This is a genomic window from Shewanella sp. 4t3-1-2LB, from assembly GCF_017368415.1.
Classification (GTDB): Bacteria; Pseudomonadota; Gammaproteobacteria; order Enterobacterales; family Shewanellaceae; genus Shewanella; species Shewanella fodinae.
On sequence record NZ_JAFNJD010000001.1, the window covers coordinates 280,490 to 297,377 of the forward strand.

The following is a 16,888-nucleotide window of genomic DNA, read 5'->3' on the forward strand; positions in this document are numbered from 1 at the left end:
TACGTTAAAAATGAGAAGCAAATTATATCAATAAAAAAAAATAAAGCCCGGATAACCGGGCCTTATTGAAGTTTTTTCAATAACTGCAACTATCGCAGTAGAGGTACACGTTATTAGGATCGTCAAACGCCGCGAATTCCTCAGCAATCGAGGTCAACTGTCCAAGCAACTGCTGTGCTGCGCTACTATGTGCAATTCCGTTCGGTACCCAAGCGGCGACATTGGATAGTAACTTCTGCATAAAGAGCTGCTCTGGCGTCAATTCTTTTTCAATTACCTGGGTATCATAATTGGATAATCCGGCTAATTCTGCGGCTTTGGCAATCGCGGCATCTTCATCGCCTAGGTCATCTACCAAACCCAACTCTTTGGCTTTAACGCCAGACCAAACACGGCCCTGCGCGATTTTATCGACCTGTTCCAGTGTCATATGGCGCTCTTTTGCTACCAGTGAGATAAAATCCAAATAGCCACGCTCGATATGACGCTGGATCACCGCTTTAACACCATCCGACAAGGGGCGGGTCACCGACAGACTGGCCCACTCAGACGTGGCAACGCCGTCGGTATGGACTCCCAGTGCCGCCAGCGAATCCTCAAATGTGGTAAGCATGCCAAAAATGCCGATAGAACCCGTTAAGGTAGCCGGGTTAGCATAGATATAGTCAGCACTGGCAGAAATCCAGTAACCGCCAGAAGCTGCCAGACTGCTCATACTTACCACCACCGGTTTACCGGCAGCTTTCAGCGCCAACACTTCCTGACGGATCTGTTCTGACGCAAAAGCACTGCCGCCAGGGCTGTCGACCCGTAATACCACTGCCTTAATCTTGTCATCAAAGCGGGCTTTGCGCAGCAATGCAGAGGTACTGTCACCCCCAATGGTACCCGTAGGTTGGTTACCATTAAGAATATTGCCCTTAGCCACAACAATACCGATGCCATCATGAGGAATGATGGTGGGTTGCGGTGCAACTAAGGTGGCATAATCGTAATAGTCGACCTGTTTAAAGCTATGTCCCTTGCTGGCTTTGCCAACCAACTTAATCATGGCCTGACGGAACTCATCATCGGTTGCCAGCTTATCAACCCATTTCATGTTAACTGCCATTACCGCTGACTGGCCATCAGCGGCATTGAGCGCCTGCAGGTAATGGGCAGAATCAAGGCCAAAATCTGCAGGCTTAACGCCACGATTCTTGGCGGCGGTGGTCGTGTAAATATTCCAGATATCACTTAACAAGGCACTGTTGGCTTCTTTGGCGGCATCCGACATATCATCACGAATAAAAGGTTCCACTGCGGATTTGTAAGTCCCAACCCGGAATACGTGGGTGTTAACTTTGAGTTTATCCAGTGCCGACTTGTAGAACTGGCGATAACTGCTGAGGCCTTCAACAGTAACCATCCCTTGCGGATTCAGGTAAATGGTATCGGCGTAAGTAGCCAGCAGATATTGGTACTGATTGTAATAATTGCCAATAGCGATAATCGGCTTACCACTTTTCTTAAAGTCTTCAAGATGACGGCCTACGGTTTGAAGTTTAGTAATTCCACCGGGAGCCAGATCCGCCAGATCCAATACCAGCGCTTTGATGCGTTTATCGTTGGCGGCACTGTCGATAGTATAAAGCACATCATTGAGCAACAACTCACCATTGGCATCGCGGTCTTGACGCTGTTTCATCAGCGCATCTAGTGGGTCAATCTCTTGTTTCTGATCGACCAGACGGCCTGCCAGATTGAGTACCAGCGCCGAACCATCATCTACCTTGACTTCGTCATTACTGAACAACGCTACCACGAACGCGATCAGTAACAAAAAAAACAGTGGGAAGAACACTAAGTTCAGCACCAACTTACGAATAAAATTGATGACATTCCATATCAATATCAACGTATTTTTGGTTGTCAGAGGTTTCGCGGACATAACCTTTCCTTATTCCTTCGAGTAGGGCAATGCTAACCGAATTTTGGCCCTTGAGCGAAATACATTTGTAAATGATCTTATACATCCACCTAGTTAAAACATGACAATAATGTCCGCTTGAGCTTGAGTCAGGCTCGGGTTATGCTGGATTAAAACACACGTTTAAATAGGGTATTTGAATGGCGGTGCAACGGCGGATGCTGGAACCATTGGATCTTGGGTTTACCTGTATGAAAAATCGGGTAGTCATGGGGTCAATGCATACCGGACTTGAAGAGGAGAAAGGCGGCTTTGACAAACTGGCCGCTTTTTATCGTGAGCGGGCGCTAGGCGGCGTTGGTTTGATTGTCACCGGCGGCATTTCACCCAACTTTCGCGGGCGGCTCACGCCCAATGCCACACAGCTGAGTTTCCCTTGGCAAGTGGGTAAACACCGGATAGTCACGCGGGCCGTCCATGATGCAGGCAGTAAAATCTGTATGCAGCTACTGCATGCTGGGCGCTATGCTTATCATCCATTTTCCGTTGCACCTTCTAAACTGAAATCCCCCATTACCCCCTTTACCCCCAAGGCCATGTCCGCCCGGCAAGTGCGCAAGACTATCCGAGATTTCGGCAGTAGCGCCAGATTAGCGCAAAAGGCCGGATATGATGGTGTGGAAATCATGGGGTCAGAAGGCTATCTAATCAATCAGTTCATCTGCAGTCGCACCAACCAACGCACGGACGAATATGGCGGCAGCTTTGATAATCGCAGTCGCATTGCAATCGATATCGTTGAGGAGGTTCGCCGCCGCGTCGGTAGCGATTTTATCGTGATCTTTCGCTTATCCATGTTGGATTTGGTTGAGCAAGGCTCTAGCTGGGAAGAGGTGGTATTACTCGCAAAGCGGTTGGAAATGGCGGGAGTGACATTGATCAATACCGGCATTGGTTGGCATGAAGCCCGTATTCCAACCATTGCCACTAGCGTACCTCGGGCCGCATTCAGTTGGGTTACCGCTAAATTGCGACAAGAGGTGTCAATTCCGTTGATCGCCACTAACCGTATCAATATGCCCGCGGTTATTGAACAGATTTTAGACAGCGGTCAAGCCGATATGGTATCAATGGCGCGGCCATTGCTCGCAGATCCTGAGTTTGTCAACAAGGCAGCAGCAATGCAAGATGAGGCGATTAATACCTGTATTGGCTGTAATCAAGCTTGTCTTGATCACACATTCAAATTGCAGCGCGCCACTTGTTTGGTGAACCCTCGCGCTGCATATGAAAAAGAATTGAATTTTATAAAAGCTTATACGCCGAAAAAACTGGCGGTTGTCGGCGCCGGTCCTGCGGGAATGGCGTTTGCCGTGTATGCAGCGCAACGCGGGCACCAAGTCACACTTTTTGAAGCCCGTAATGAAATTGGCGGCCAATTTAATCTGGCAAAAGAGATCCCTGGTAAAGAGGAATTTAGTGAAACCCTACGTTACTTCCGTTACCAGTTCGCTCATCTGCAGGTCGAGCTTAAATTGAATACACCGGTTACGGCAGCGTTGTTGGCGCAGCATGATTTTGATGAACTGGTACTCGCTGCTGGCGTCATTCCCAGACAGCTGCAGCTACCAGGATTTGATAGCCCTAACGTGATCAGTTATCAGCAGCTATTACGTGGAGAAGCCCGTGCCGGTAGCAAGGTGGCCATTATTGGCGCCGGTGGTATTGGCTTTGATGTGGCACAGTTTTTAGGTGAAGCCGAGTCGGCCACGCTAAATCCCGCCAGATGGTACCAGCGTTGGGGAATAGACACCGCCTATCAGCAGCGGGGGGGACTGTTAACGGAAAAGGCAAGAGAAGCGCCACCACGGCAGTTGTGGTTGTTGCAGCGTAAACCGGGGACTCCTGGCAAAACACTGGGAAAGACTACTGGTTGGATCCATCGGGCCATGCTTAAGCTGCATGGGGTAGAAACGCTGTCAGGGGTGAGTTACCAGCGTTTTGATGATGAAGGTTTGCACATTGTGGTTGAGGGGAAAGAACGAGTGCTGCCGGTTGATACTGTGGTGGTCTGTGCGGGGCAAGAATCAAATCTGGCACTGCTGCCTGAATTGCAACAACTGGGTAAACCGCTGCACATCATCGGTGGGGCTAAACTCGCGGCGGAACTGGATGCCAAACGGGCGATCCGCGATGGTGCCGAGTTGGCAATGCGGATCTAGGTATCGGAAAGCTTCGCAGCAGTAGGGTCTTCCTTGCGGAAGACCCTACTGCTGGCTTTAAGCGTGCCGTTTTTCTCTCAGCAAGGGCATTTCCGCACCGTTGCAGGACAATTCAAGATCCAGATCGTCATTTGGCACACAGCAACAGGGCAAACACTCGTCTGGTGCCAGTTCCGCTAGCGGTTCGATAAGGTAACGCACTGAACCGCTACGGATCTTAGTCCGACAGCAACCACAGTAACCACTGCGACACTCAGAGAATATTCTGACTTTTTTCGCTTCCAATACCTGCAGCAACGTCTGTGACTGTTGCTGCCAGTTCCACAGCAACAGCGGTTCGCCTTGCAGCAACACTATTGGTCGCTTTTTAAAGATCAAAGTCTGAGAACTCATTTTCATCCACGGCTGAATCAATCTGTCCTACCAGATAAGAGGACACTTCCACTTCCTGTGGCGCTACTTGAACAGCGTCACTTTCTAGCCAGTTTTTCATCCACGGCAATGGATTGCTGCGCTCTGGATAAGGTAACGGCAGGTTGACGGCTTTCATTCGCTGATTGGTAATATATTCCACATATTGGATGAGGATGGTTTCATTAAGCCCAATCATTGAGCCGTCTTTAAAGAGATACTTGGCCCAGTCTTTTTCCTGTTCAGCCGCTCGCAGAAATAGATCATAAGCTTGCTGATGGCATTCTTTGGCAATTTCCCCCATCTCTGCATCATCACGCCCAGCTTGCATCAGATTGATGATGTGTTGGGTACCATTAAGGTGCAGCGCTTCATCACGAGCGATCAAGCGGATAATCTTGGCATTACCCTCCATGAGCTTGCGCTCAGCAAAGGCAAACGAACAGGCAAAGCTGACATAGAAACGAATTGCTTCCAGCGCATTGACCGACATCATGCACAAATACAGGGCTTTTTTAATGTCACGACTGGTCACAGAAAGTTGCTTACCGGCGATGGTAAACACGCCTTCACCATGCAGATGATACACTTGGGTCAGTTGGATCAGGTGGTCATAATAGTCTGCAATGTCAGTCGCTCGCTTGAGAATTTCCTGATTCACCACAATGTCTTCAAACACAACGGAAGGATCATTCACAATGTTGCGAATAATGTGGGTGTAAGAACGGCTGTGAATCGTCTCTGAAAAAGACCAGGTTTCAACCCAAGTTTCTAGCTCTGGCAATGACACCAGCGGCAGAAATGCCACGTTAGGTGAACGGCCTTGAATAGAGTCCAGCAGCGTCTGGTACTTCAGGTTAGACAGAAAAATGTGCTTTTCATGCTCCGGCAATTGCGCAAAATCAATCTTATCGCGAGAGACATCCACTTCTTCTGGGCGCCAGAAGAACGACAGCTGTTTTTCAATCAGTTTTTCAAACAGTTCGTATTTTTGTTGGTCATAACGAGCCACGTTTACCGGCTGACCGAAAAACATCGGTTCACGGGTGGCATCATTGGGTGTTTGACAGAAAATTGAATAAGCCATGTTTCATTCGTCCAAACAAAGGGGCCGACAGGCCCCGATTCACCTTAAATCTTACAAGCACCACCGGCGCAGCCGTCATCTTCTTTTTCAACACTGAGGTCATCGTGCCGATCAGAAGCACCATCACGGGTATTGTGATAGTACAGGGTTTTTACCCCAAGTTTGTAGGCGGTCAGCAAATCTTTGAGTAAGGTTTGCATCGGCACTTTGCCACTATCATATTTTGACGGATCGTAGTTGGTATTAGCTGAGATAGACTGATCGATAAATTTCTGCATGATGCCCACCAGTTGCAGATAGCCATCATTGCTAGGCATCTGCCATAACAACTCGTATTTATGTTTGAGCTTTTCGTAATCCGGTACCACTTGCTTCAATTGACCGTCTTTACTGGCCTTAACGCTGATCAAACCGCGAGGAGGTTCAATGCCATTGGTGGCATTGGAGATCTGCGATGAGGTTTCAGAGGGCATCAGCGCCGACAATGTAGAGTTACGCAAGCCATATTGCTTGATGTCAGCTCGCAGTTGTTCCCAGTCAAGATGCAAAGGTTCACTGCAAATTTTATCCAAATCACGCTTATAAGTATCAACGGGGAGAATACCCTGGGCATAAGTGGTTTCGTTAAACAGTGGGCAAGCGCCTTTCTCTTTTGCTAAAACCATAGAGGCCTTAAGCAAGTAGTACTGGAAAGCTTCAAAGGTACGATGGGTCAGGGCATTTGCACTACCATCAGAATATTTCACACCATGTTTGGCCAAGTAGTTAGCGAAGTTGATCACGCCAATCCCCAGCGTGCGCCGATTCATCGAGGCAGAGCGCGCAGCAGGAATAGGATAGTCCTGATAATCCAGCAGGTTATCAAGAGCGCGAACCGCCAGATCCGCCAGCTTTTCCATCTCTTCAAGATTTTCGATAGCACCAAGATTCAGTGCTGATAAAGTACACAGCGCGATTTCACCGTTAGCGTCATTAACATCATTCAACGGTTTAGTTGGCAGCGCGATTTCCAGACAAAGATTTGACTGCCGAACCGGCGCTACATGTGGATCAAAGGGACTATGAGTGTTGCAATGATCCACGTTCTGGATATAGATACGGCCAGTAGAGGCGCGCTCTTGCATCATCAATGAGAACAGCTCAACCGCACGTAAAGAGCGTTTACGGATAGCGTCATCCTGCTCATATTTAACATACAAGCGTTCAAATTCATCCTGATCAGCAAAGAATGCATCGTAGAGACCGGGAACATCGGATGGGCTGAACAAGGTGATATTTTCACCCTTGATCAAACGCTGGTACATCAGCTTGTTGATTTGGACTCCGTAATCCAAATGGCGGATACGGTTGTCTTCAACACCGCGGTTGTTTTTCAGCACCAGCAGTGATTCTACTTCCAAGTGCCACAATGGATAGAACAGGGTGGCGGCCCCCCCCCGTACGCCTCCTTGAGAACAGGATTTTACCGCGGTTTGGAAATGTTTGAAGAACGGAATGCAGCCAGTGTGGAAGGCTTCCCCACCGCGGATTGGACTGCCAAGTGCGCGAATGCGGCCGGCATTAATACCGATCCCAGCGCGCTGACTGACATATTTAACAATGGCAGATGAGGTGGCATTGATGGAATCTAGGCTGTCGCCACATTCGATAAGCACACAGGAGCTGAACTGGCGAGTCGGGGTACGGACGCCAGACATAATGGGGGTTGGCAGCGATATTTTAAAAGTGGAAACCGCATCGTAGAAATCTTTGATGTACTGCAGACGATTGTGACGCGGATAACCCGAAAACAGGCAAGCGGCTACCAGCATATAGAGAAACTGAGCACTTTCATAAACTTCATGGGTGACCCGGTTTTGTACCAGATATTTACCTTCCAGCTGTTTCACTGCGGCATAAGAGAAGGTCATATCGCGCCAATGATCGATATAGCTATCCATCAAATCCAGCTCTTCTAGACTGTAATCTTCTAGGATATGACGGTCATATTTGCCCATTTCCACCAGCTTGCTGACATGCTCTGCAAGTTTGGGTGGTTCAAACTGGCCGAAAGCCTTTTTGCGTAAATGGAAGATGGCTAAACGCGCGGCTAGGAATTGATAATCAGGGGCATCAGGCGAGATCAAATCTGCTGCGGCTTTAATGATGGTTTCATGGATAATCTCGGTGGGAATACCATCGTAAAACTGCAGATGCGCTCGCAATTCAACTTCGGATACCGACACATTAGCCAAACCGTCGGCGGCCCAAGTGATCACACGATGGATCTTGTCGAGATCAATATTCTCTCTTTCGCCACTACGTTTGGTGACTGTCATATTGCTATTCATTGAAGATAGGCCCTGGTTTTATCATTAATGACGATGGCGCACACCATCAAAACGTCCTTTGTACAACAATCCATCGGCAACTGCTGAACGCTGTATTTAGAGATTCTGAGCAGTCTTTCACTGCCGCATTATGGTATTGCGACTAGTGGCTAGGATTGTTACCTACACACAATATGTGGTGTTTTTGTATTTACAGAGTAACAAGATAGTGAGGCTAGCAACGTTTTGCAAGTGACGATTCGGGGCATATGTTGTGGATATCTCCCCATTCGTTCCCTGACAGATGCGACAAACGCCGTCAATATAGGGATTTGCGACTTTTGTTTAAAATACCAGCAATCAGATTTGAGCAGCGCGATTGCTAAAATATGCAGCGATCGTTAACGATCTATTACGCTGTCTCCGGTAAGAATTGCCGTTAAGTGTGTAGGGTGTTGCAGCATCATATCGGCATGCCACAGTTGCGGGTTATCGTTGGTATTAATGTAGCCCCACAGCGCTGCCGCCGATGGCATATTGGCGGCTTTGGCGGCAATAATGTCGCGCTCGGCATCACCAACGTACAAGATATTATCTGGGTGGGTTTGCAATTGCTGCGCTGCCAGCAACATCGGTGCTGGGTGTGGTTTGCGAAAACGGGTGGTGTCAGCACTGATGACCGATTGCAGTTGATCTAGCAATCCGAGTCTTGATAACAGCGGTTTAGTAAATATCGCCGGCTTATTGGTGACTACGCCTATCGCAATACTATATGTCTTAGCAATGGATAAGAGCTCCGCAAGCCCATCAAACAGGGTTGCCTCCGTACCATTAATAAGTTGATAGTGTTGTAACATTACCTCTCTGAGTGACTCCAGTCGTGGCTCATCTGCATGGGGTACCGCCGCTCTCAGCATCGCCAGTGAGCCGTTCGATGCCTGAGCGCGTAGCGCTGCATAATCGACAGCGCTTTCTATGGCGTTTTGTGCCAATGTGGCATGTACCGCCGCGATCAGATCCGGCGCGGTATCGACTAACGTCCCATCAAGATCAAACAGTAATGCTGACACTGGGCTAGATCGCATGATGTTAGTCCACCCGCTGGCACGCAATCATGTAATTCACTTCCACGCTTGGGGTATAACTAAAGATACCGTTAAGCGGATTGTACTTGATACCTACGGCATCACGGCAGAGCAGGTCGGTATGCTCCGCCATTGCTATCAGCTCAGAAGGGCGCAGAAACTTACTGTGAACATGGGTGCCAACGGGTAACATTTTCAACAGATATTCGGCACCAACGATGGTTTGCACCCAAGACATCAGATTACGGTTAATGGTTGAGAAAAATACCCAGCCTTGTGGCTTTACCATGGCGCAGCAGGCGTTAATAACGGATTGCGGTTCAGGCACATGCTCCAGCATTTCCATACAGGTTATCACGTCATAATAGGCATGATGGCTAGCGGCATGCTCTTCGGCGGTCTGTTGTTGATAATTGACGGTAACCGCGGATTCCAGCGCATGTAACTTGGCTATTTCAAGAGGTTCATGCCCCATATCAAGACCAGTGACGTTAGCCCCTATTTTGGCCATGCTTTCTGAAAGAATGCCACCACCACAACCAACATCTAGTACCTGCTTCTGAAATATACCGCCAGCTTTCAAGTCGATGTAATTCAGTCGTAGTGGGTTAAGTTCATGCAGTGGTTTAAATTCACCTTGAGGATCCCACCAACCAGCAGCCATGTTTTCAAATTTGGCAATTTCTTGTGGATCGACGTTGGCATTTTCTTGCATGGCAATACCTTAAAAACGAGTAAGAAGACACGCCATTATAACCACAGTTACACCGGCAGTGGGTACGTTGATTTGTATGCGCTGATGGTTTTCCTAAAGCACCGCTCAACAACTGGTTATAAATTACTCAACTCGGTGGAATTTATGCAAATTTTGCTATTTTGGGGCGGTATTGCGAGAGGATGATGTAAATGTTGTGTGCAGACCGCTTTCAGGTCTTCCGAGGGCGGAGAACTGTGTTAGAATGCCCCATTACGTTAGTAGGGCTCGACAATGACATGGAACAAAAGTTGTCAGCTTAATATAAGGGGATCGAGCAGTTTATGACTGATCAGGCTTCATCCATTTCGCCAATCAACATTGAAGACGAACTAAGAAATTCCTACCTTGATTATGCCATGAGTGTAATCGTGGGCCGGGCCTTGCCAGACGTTCGAGACGGTTTGAAACCGGTTCATCGTCGCGTGCTATTTGCGATGAACGAGCTGAAAAACGACTGGAACAAACCTTATAAAAAGTCCGCCCGTGTGGTCGGTGACGTTATCGGTAAATATCACCCCCATGGTGACAGCGCGGTATACGACACTATCGTACGTATGGCGCAACCATTCTCACTGCGTTATACCTTGGTTGATGGCCAGGGTAACTTCGGCTCCATCGATGGTGATGCCGCGGCAGCGATGCGTTACACAGAAATTCGTATGCAGCGTTTGGCTCATCATCTGCTGGCCGATCTCGACAAAGAAACCGTCGATTTCGTGCCCAACTACGATGGTACTGAACAGATCCCAGAAGTATTGCCAACCCGTATTCCTAACCTGTTGGTCAATGGCTCCTCAGGTATCGCGGTGGGGATGGCCACCAATATTCCACCCCATAATCTGACTGAAGTCGTTAATGCGTGTTTGGCATTAATTGTTAATCCGGATCTTTCGATAGAAGAACTGATTGAATGCATCCCTGGCCCTGACTTCCCAACCGCAGCCATTATCAATGGACGAAAAGGGATTGAAGAAGCCTACCGTACTGGTCGTGGCAAAGTCATTATGCGCGCCCGTGCTAACTTCGAAACTGAAGATAACGGTCGTGAACGCATTATCGTGACCGAAATCCCTTATCAGGTGAATAAAGCTCGCCTGATCGAAAAAATTGCCGAGCTGGTGAAAGACAAAAAGATTGAAGGGATTAGTGGACTGCGTGACGAATCCGATAAGGATGGGATGCGGATCGTTATCGAAGTCAAGCGCGGTGAAGTCGGGGAAGTGATACTGAACAATCTGTATGCCCAGACGCAGATGCAGTGTTCTTTCGGTATCAATATGGTGGCTTTAGTAAATGGCCAGCCAAAACTGTTTAATATCAAGGAGATGCTGGAAGCTTTTATCCTGCATCGCCGTGAAGTGGTTACCCGCCGTACCGTATTTGAACTGCGTAAAGCCCGCGAGCGCGCCCATATTCTGGAAGCATTAGCGGTTGCACTAGCGAACATTGATCCCATCATTGAACTGATCAAAAACTCTCCTAGCCCAAGCGATGCTAAACAACGCCTGACCGAACAGGGATGGGCTTTGGGCAATGTACAGGCCATGCTAGAGAAAGCCGGAGATGATGCTGCACGCCCAGAATGGCTGGAGCCACAGTTCGGTATCCATGAAGGGCTGTATTTCCTGACCGAACAGCAAGCTCAAGCTATTTTGGATCTGCGTTTACAGAAACTGACTGGGCTAGAACACGAAAAAATCCTTCAGGAATACGAAGAACTGCTGCAGACCATCGCGGGGTTGCTGCATATTCTGCATAGTTCCGAACGTCTGATGGAAGTGATCAAAGAAGAGCTGGAAGAGGTATTAACCCAATTCGGTGATGCGCGCCGTACCGAAATTAATGAATCTGCCGCTGATATCAGCCTGGAAGATTTGATTAACGAAGAAGATGTGGTGGTTACCCTGTCACATCTAGGTTACGCCAAGTATCAACCGTTAACCGACTATCAAGCTCAGCGCCGTGGTGGTAAGGGGAAAGCCGCCACCAAGGTGAAAGATGAGGACTTTGTCGAAAAACTGTTGATTGCCAATACCCACGACACCATTTTGTGCTTCTCAGACTTTGGTAAGTTGTATTGGTTGAAGGTTTATCAATTGCCATTGGCCAGCCGTCAGGCCAGAGGTCGCCCGATTGTGAACTTGTTACCGCTGGAAGGTGAAGAACGTATCACCGCTATTCTGCCGGTGCGGGAATACGAAGAGGGTAAATACATTATTATGGCCACTTCCAACGGCACGGTGAAGAAAACAGCGCTAACCGAATACAGTCGCCCACGCAGTAACGGCATTATCGCGGTGAACCTCAAAGAAGGCGACCAGCTGATTGGTGTCGATATTACGGATGGCAACAACGAAATCATGTTGTTCTCTGATGCTGGCAAGGTTGTACGCTTTAAAGAAGCAGAAGAGTCACCGATAACTGACGAAGATGGTAATCCAGTATTGGATGAAAACGGCGAAGTGCAGATTAGCTTCAAAGGCGTGCGGCCGATGGGACGTACTGCCACTGGGGTTCGCGGTATTGCGCTGGAAGCTGGGCAGAAAGTCGTTTCATTGATCGTGCCTCACAGCGATGACGCTATTCTTACCGTTACCGCCAATGGTTTTGGAAAACGCACTGCGTTAGATGAGTATCCGGCGAAGAGTCGCGCTACCAAAGGGGTGGTTTCAATTAAAGTCACCGATCGTAACGGCCCGGTAGTGGGGGCGGTACAAGCGGCAGAAAATGATGAAATCATGCTGATCAGCGATAAAGGTACACTGGTGAGAACTCCCGTGTCTGGGGTGTCATTGATCGGCCGAAATACCCAGGGCGTGACCATTATCCGTACCGCTGAAGACGAAACAGTGGTCGGACTGCAGCGCATTGACGAAATTCAGTCTGAGGACGATGATATCCCTGAAGATACCGATGCCGAAGGCATTACCGACGCACCGGAGCTTGAAGGCGACACCGCCGAGGATGAAGATACCGCAGAATAATCTGTGAAAGTTGAAAACGGGCGTCCTCAGTGACGCTCGTTTTGTCTCTATGCTTTTTATGGCCCAAGGAGAAAATGAGTGAGCACCGTTTATAATTTTTGTGCCGGCCCGGCAATGTTGCCCCCACCGGTAATGGCTAAAGCACAAGCCGAGTTGCTTGATTGGCAGGGGCAGGGAGTATCGGTGATGGAAGTCAGTCATCGCGGTGCCCCATTTATTGCCCTTGCCAAAGCATCCGAAGCCGATTTACGGGAACTCATGAATATCCCCGATAACTACCATGTATTGTTTATGCACGGTGGTGGTCGAGGCCAGTTTGCGGCAGTGGTGAATAATTTTCTTGGCAATAACGGTAAGGCGCTTTATTTACTCAGTGGTCAATGGTCAAAATCAGCAGCAGACGAAGCCGTACGTTTAGTGGGCGAAGCGCAGATTGACACCATAGAAATGGTCTCTAAAGTCAATGGATTAAACCAGGTTACTTTACCGGAACTCAATGGCCCAACAACACAATATCGTTACGTCCATTACTGCCCGAATGAAACGGTTGATGGTATCGAAATATTTGAAGAGATTGATGCTCCTTGGCCCGTTATTGCAGATATGTCATCAACGATCATGTCTCGCCAGGTGGATGTCAGTAAGTTCGGTATGATCTACGCGGGTGCGCAAAAAAATATTGGGCCATCAGGGCTGAGCATCGTCATTGTCAGAAAAGATCTGTTGCAACTGCCGCCCGTCAATCCGTCTTCTATTATGGATTACCGCATTGCCGCTGCACACGATTCCATGTTCAATACTCCGCCAACTTTTGCCTGGTATCTAGCGGCAGAAGTCTTTAAGTGGTTGCAACAGTTAGGTGGCGTGGCGGCCATTGAAACACAGAATAAACAGAAAGCTGAATTGCTGTATCAATGTATTGATGAGTTAGCGTTCTACAAGAATGGTGTGGCGCCACAAAATCGCTCGCGCATGAATGTCACTTTTCAGCTGCAGGATGAAGCATTGAATAAGGATTTCTTGGCGGACGCTGAAGCTCTCGGACTGGTTGCGCTGAAAGGACATCGTATTGTTGGTGGCATGAGAGCTAGCATCTATAACGCGATGCCATTGGCAGGAGTGCAAAAGTTGGTTGATTTTATGCGTGCGTTTGCCGAAAAGCACACAGCCTAAATATGCCCAGATAGCAAAAAAGCGACTGCATGCAGTCGCTTTTTTTGTCAGCGCGGCTTAAAGGATTGCCGCTATTGATTGCGCCAGATAATCCACATTGTCTTCAGTGATCCCCGCGACACTCATCCGGCTTGAACCCACCATGTAAATCCCATAATCGCGTTTCAGCTGTTCAACTTGTTCTGGCGAAATCCCTAAAAATGAGAACATCCCTTTCTGCTGTGCAATAAAACTGAAATCGCGGGTCACCCCCGCGGCTTTGATTCTATCGACCAGCATCGCCCGGTTACCGTTGATACGATTACGCATGACCGCCAGTTCTTCCAGCCATTGCTGAGACAGCTCTTCGGAACTCAAAATTGTTTCTACCAGCGCGGCACCATGCGCAGGTGGCATCGAATAATTGGCTCTAATGGCATGCAGCATGACTGACAGTGCAATATCCGCTTTTGCGGAATCTTGGGTAATGACCGCACAAGCGCCAATACGCTCACGGTACAGTCCAAAGTTTTTTGAACAGGAAGCGCACAGCAACATGGCATCGACCGCAGCAGCCATTTTGCGAACGCCATAGGCATCTCGCTCAAGGCTGTCGCCAAAACCTTGGTATGCCATATCAATCAACGGTGTAAATCCGCGTTCAACTGCTACGGCTACTACCTGATCCCATTGGGCTTCTGTCAGGTCTTGTCCTGTCGGATTGTGGCAACAGGCGTGCAGCAACACTACATCATTACCGCCTAATTGCCGCAACGCAGCCAGCATCTCTTCAAATTTTAGCTGATTGTTTTGCTGATCATAATAGGGATAATTCTCCACTTTCAGTCCGGCACTTTTGAACAGGCTGACGTGGTTTGCCCAGGTAGGATCGCTAACCCACATGGTAGCATCCGGGTTGCAACGCTTGATGAAATCGGCGGCTACTTTTAACGAACCAGTGCCTCCCGGGGTGGAGACGCTACGCACTCGGTTCTGTTCGATGACAGAATGATCGGCACCAAAAGCCAAATGACTGATGAGTCGGTTAAATTTTTCGCTGCCCGCAGGTCCAATATAAACTTTGGTCGTTTCTGTTGCTGTACGCAGACGTTCTGCCGTTTTTACGCAAGCAAGGATAGGTGTGTTTCCCTGCGGATCTTTATAAACGCCCACACCCAAATCGACCTTTATAGGACGAGGATCGTCACGAAATTGGCTCAACAGTCCCAGGATCGGGTCGGCAGGCATTGCTTGTAAATGGTTAAACATTGGCACTTCTGTCGTGGTAAGGATAAGTTGGACTAGCATAGCGGCATTTGCTGGCGATGTTAATTCTCCTCAGCACTGTTGTTGTACTGAATCGTAAACACAGGGTTTATTTTCTGAAAACGATAAAACAACGTTAATTTGATGCCGTTGATGCTGGAATTTTACGCAACGTCGAACAAAGATGCTGCAGCATGACGTAAAACGGTTGAACTGCCGTAATCAATCAGTCAATTTATGTCATCAGATTTTCGCCAAGGTCTGTGTGGCAACAACACATCAGAAGATATTGGGGGCGAATGCCATAACGCTCATGCTTGGCGTTCGCATAACAGTTTCCGAGCAGAATACTGCAGTCAATCAAGATAGTTAACTATGAAAGAATTACATCTAGCACACGTTGCTCACTTCAGTGGTGAAGTGAATATTCCCGGCTCAAAAAGCATTTCCAATCGGGCCTTATTACTTGCCGCATTGGCGAAAGGCAAAACTGAACTCACTAATCTGCTGGATTCAGATGATATCCGTCATATGTTAGCCGCATTATCCAAACTTGGTATCGAATATGAATTATCTGCAGATAAAACCCGGTGTGTTGTCAACGGCAATGCTGGTCCATTCTCAGCTGCGGCACCACTGACATTGTTTCTTGGCAATGCTGGCACCGCCATGCGACCATTATGTGCGGCGCTCACATTAAGTGTCGGGCAGTTTGACTTGACCGGAGAACCACGCATGGAAGAGCGTCCAATTGGCGATCTGGTGGATGCATTGCGGCAATTAGGTGCCGATATTGAGTATCTTAAAAATCCCCATTATCCGCCGCTACGGATAAACGGCACCGGTTTGACTGGCGGTACGGTAAAAATAGCCGGTAGCTTGTCCAGCCAGTTTCTCACAGCACTACTGATGGTGGCCCCGCTGGCACAGTCCGCGGTAACGATTGAAGTACAGGGGGAGTTGGTCTCAAAACCTTATATTGATATTACGCTGGCGTTGATGCAAAAGTTTGGTGTTGCAGTAAAGCATCATAACTATCAGCGATTTGATATCGCGGCCGGGCAACAATACATCGCGCCCGGAAAACTGTTAGTGGAAGGCGACGCTTCTTCGGCTTCTTATTTTCTTGCCGCAGGCGCTATTGCTGGCGGAGTGGTTAAGGTTACCGGGGTTGGCAGGCAAAGCATTCAGGGAGATGTAAAATTTGCCGACGCATTAGCCACTATGGGGGCAAAGATTGAATGGGGCGATGATTTTATCATTGCGCGAGGCAGCCAATTACAAGGGATTGACATGGATATGAACCATATCCCCGATGCTGCTATGACCATTGCCACGACAGCAATATTTGCCACAGGGAAGACTCGCCTGAGCAACATCTATAACTGGCGTATCAAAGAAACAGACCGTTTAGCGGCGATGGCAACCGAATTACGCAAAATTGGGGCAGAGGTGGAAGAAGGCCACGACTATATCTGCATTACGCCGCCGAAGCAGGTGCTTCATGCCGCGATAGATACTTATAACGATCATCGGATGGCGATGTGTTTCTCACTGTTGGCATTTGCTGATTGCGGGGTAACAATCCGCGATCCGGACTGCACCTCGAAAACCTTTCCTGGCTATTTCAGCCAATTTGCCGCTTTGTCACGCTAACGTAACAGCATCTGTGATTTGTTTGCGAAATTTCGCCATTCTTGTGGGTC

General features: G+C 48.4%; 11 protein-coding genes. 4 read left to right on the top strand and 7 right to left on the bottom strand.

Features of this window, described 5'->3' with window-relative positions; translation table 11 throughout:
• Positions 1 to 76: 76 nt before the first annotated feature.
• Positions 77 to 1,930, bottom strand: a complete 1,854-nt coding sequence (sppA, locus tag J3L11_RS01235) for a signal peptide peptidase SppA (RefSeq protein ID WP_207569754.1) — start codon at positions 1,928 to 1,930, stop codon at positions 77 to 79.
• 179 nt (positions 1,931 to 2,109) lie between these two features.
• On the opposite strand from sppA, the gene J3L11_RS01240 reads away from it, so the two are divergent.
• The gene (locus J3L11_RS01240; RefSeq protein WP_242695012.1) at positions 2,110 to 4,131 is read left to right on the top strand and encodes an NADPH-dependent 2,4-dienoyl-CoA reductase; all 2,022 of its coding nucleotides are present in this window, start codon (positions 2,110 to 2,112) and stop codon (positions 4,129 to 4,131) included.
• A gap of 57 nt (positions 4,132 to 4,188) precedes the next feature.
• Here J3L11_RS01240 and yfaE read toward each other — a convergent pair whose 3' ends face one another.
• The 5 genes from yfaE to ubiG form a co-directional block, all read right to left on the bottom strand.
• Positions 4,189 to 4,524: a class I ribonucleotide reductase maintenance protein YfaE gene (gene yfaE, locus J3L11_RS01245; protein WP_189616427.1), complete on the bottom strand. Its 336-nt coding sequence runs from the start codon at positions 4,522 to 4,524 to the stop codon at positions 4,189 to 4,191.
• Complete coding sequence (gene nrdB, locus J3L11_RS01250) at positions 4,499 to 5,629, bottom strand: class Ia ribonucleoside-diphosphate reductase subunit beta (RefSeq protein WP_207569755.1); 1,131 nt, start codon at positions 5,627 to 5,629, stop codon at positions 4,499 to 4,501. Before nrdB ends, yfaE begins: the two co-directional genes overlap by 26 nt.
• A gap of 44 nt (positions 5,630 to 5,673) precedes the next feature.
• Positions 5,674 to 7,959, bottom strand: coding sequence for a class 1a ribonucleoside-diphosphate reductase subunit alpha (gene nrdA / locus J3L11_RS01255; protein WP_207569756.1), 2,286 nt, complete (start codon positions 7,957 to 7,959; stop codon positions 5,674 to 5,676).
• Positions 7,960 to 8,339: 380 nt separating this feature from the next.
• Positions 8,340 to 9,023 carry an HAD-IA family hydrolase gene (locus J3L11_RS01260; protein WP_189616423.1) on the bottom strand — a complete coding sequence of 228 codons (684 nt, stop codon included), beginning with the start codon at positions 9,021 to 9,023 and terminating at the stop codon, positions 8,340 to 8,342.
• Between the two features lie 4 nt (positions 9,024 to 9,027).
• Positions 9,028 to 9,738 carry a bifunctional 2-polyprenyl-6-hydroxyphenol methylase/3-demethylubiquinol 3-O-methyltransferase UbiG gene (ubiG, locus tag J3L11_RS01265; RefSeq protein ID WP_207569757.1) on the bottom strand — a complete coding sequence of 237 codons (711 nt, stop codon included), beginning with the start codon at positions 9,736 to 9,738 and terminating at the stop codon, positions 9,028 to 9,030.
• A 323-nt stretch (positions 9,739 to 10,061) separates the two neighbouring features.
• Here ubiG and gyrA point away from each other — a divergent pair, with 323 nt between their 5' ends.
• Complete coding sequence (gyrA, locus tag J3L11_RS01270) at positions 10,062 to 12,764, top strand: DNA topoisomerase (ATP-hydrolyzing) subunit A (RefSeq protein ID WP_207569758.1); 2,703 nt, start codon at positions 10,062 to 10,064, stop codon at positions 12,762 to 12,764.
• Positions 12,765 to 12,842: 78 nt separating this feature from the next.
• Entirely contained in the window at positions 12,843 to 13,937 is a 1,095-nt protein-coding gene (serC, locus tag J3L11_RS01275; RefSeq protein ID WP_189616419.1) for a 3-phosphoserine/phosphohydroxythreonine transaminase, read from the top strand.
• Positions 13,938 to 13,994: 57 nt separating this feature from the next.
• Here serC and J3L11_RS01280 read toward each other — a convergent pair whose 3' ends face one another.
• Entirely contained in the window at positions 13,995 to 15,185 is a 1,191-nt protein-coding gene (locus tag J3L11_RS01280; protein ID WP_207569801.1) for an amino acid aminotransferase, read from the bottom strand.
• 372 nt (positions 15,186 to 15,557) lie between these two features.
• Here J3L11_RS01280 and aroA point away from each other — a divergent pair, with 372 nt between their 5' ends.
• A complete protein-coding gene (gene aroA / locus J3L11_RS01285; RefSeq protein ID WP_207569759.1) occupies positions 15,558 to 16,838 on the top strand; it encodes a 3-phosphoshikimate 1-carboxyvinyltransferase in 1,281 nt (426 codons plus the stop codon).
• The last annotated feature ends 50 nt before the right edge of the window (positions 16,839 to 16,888 follow it).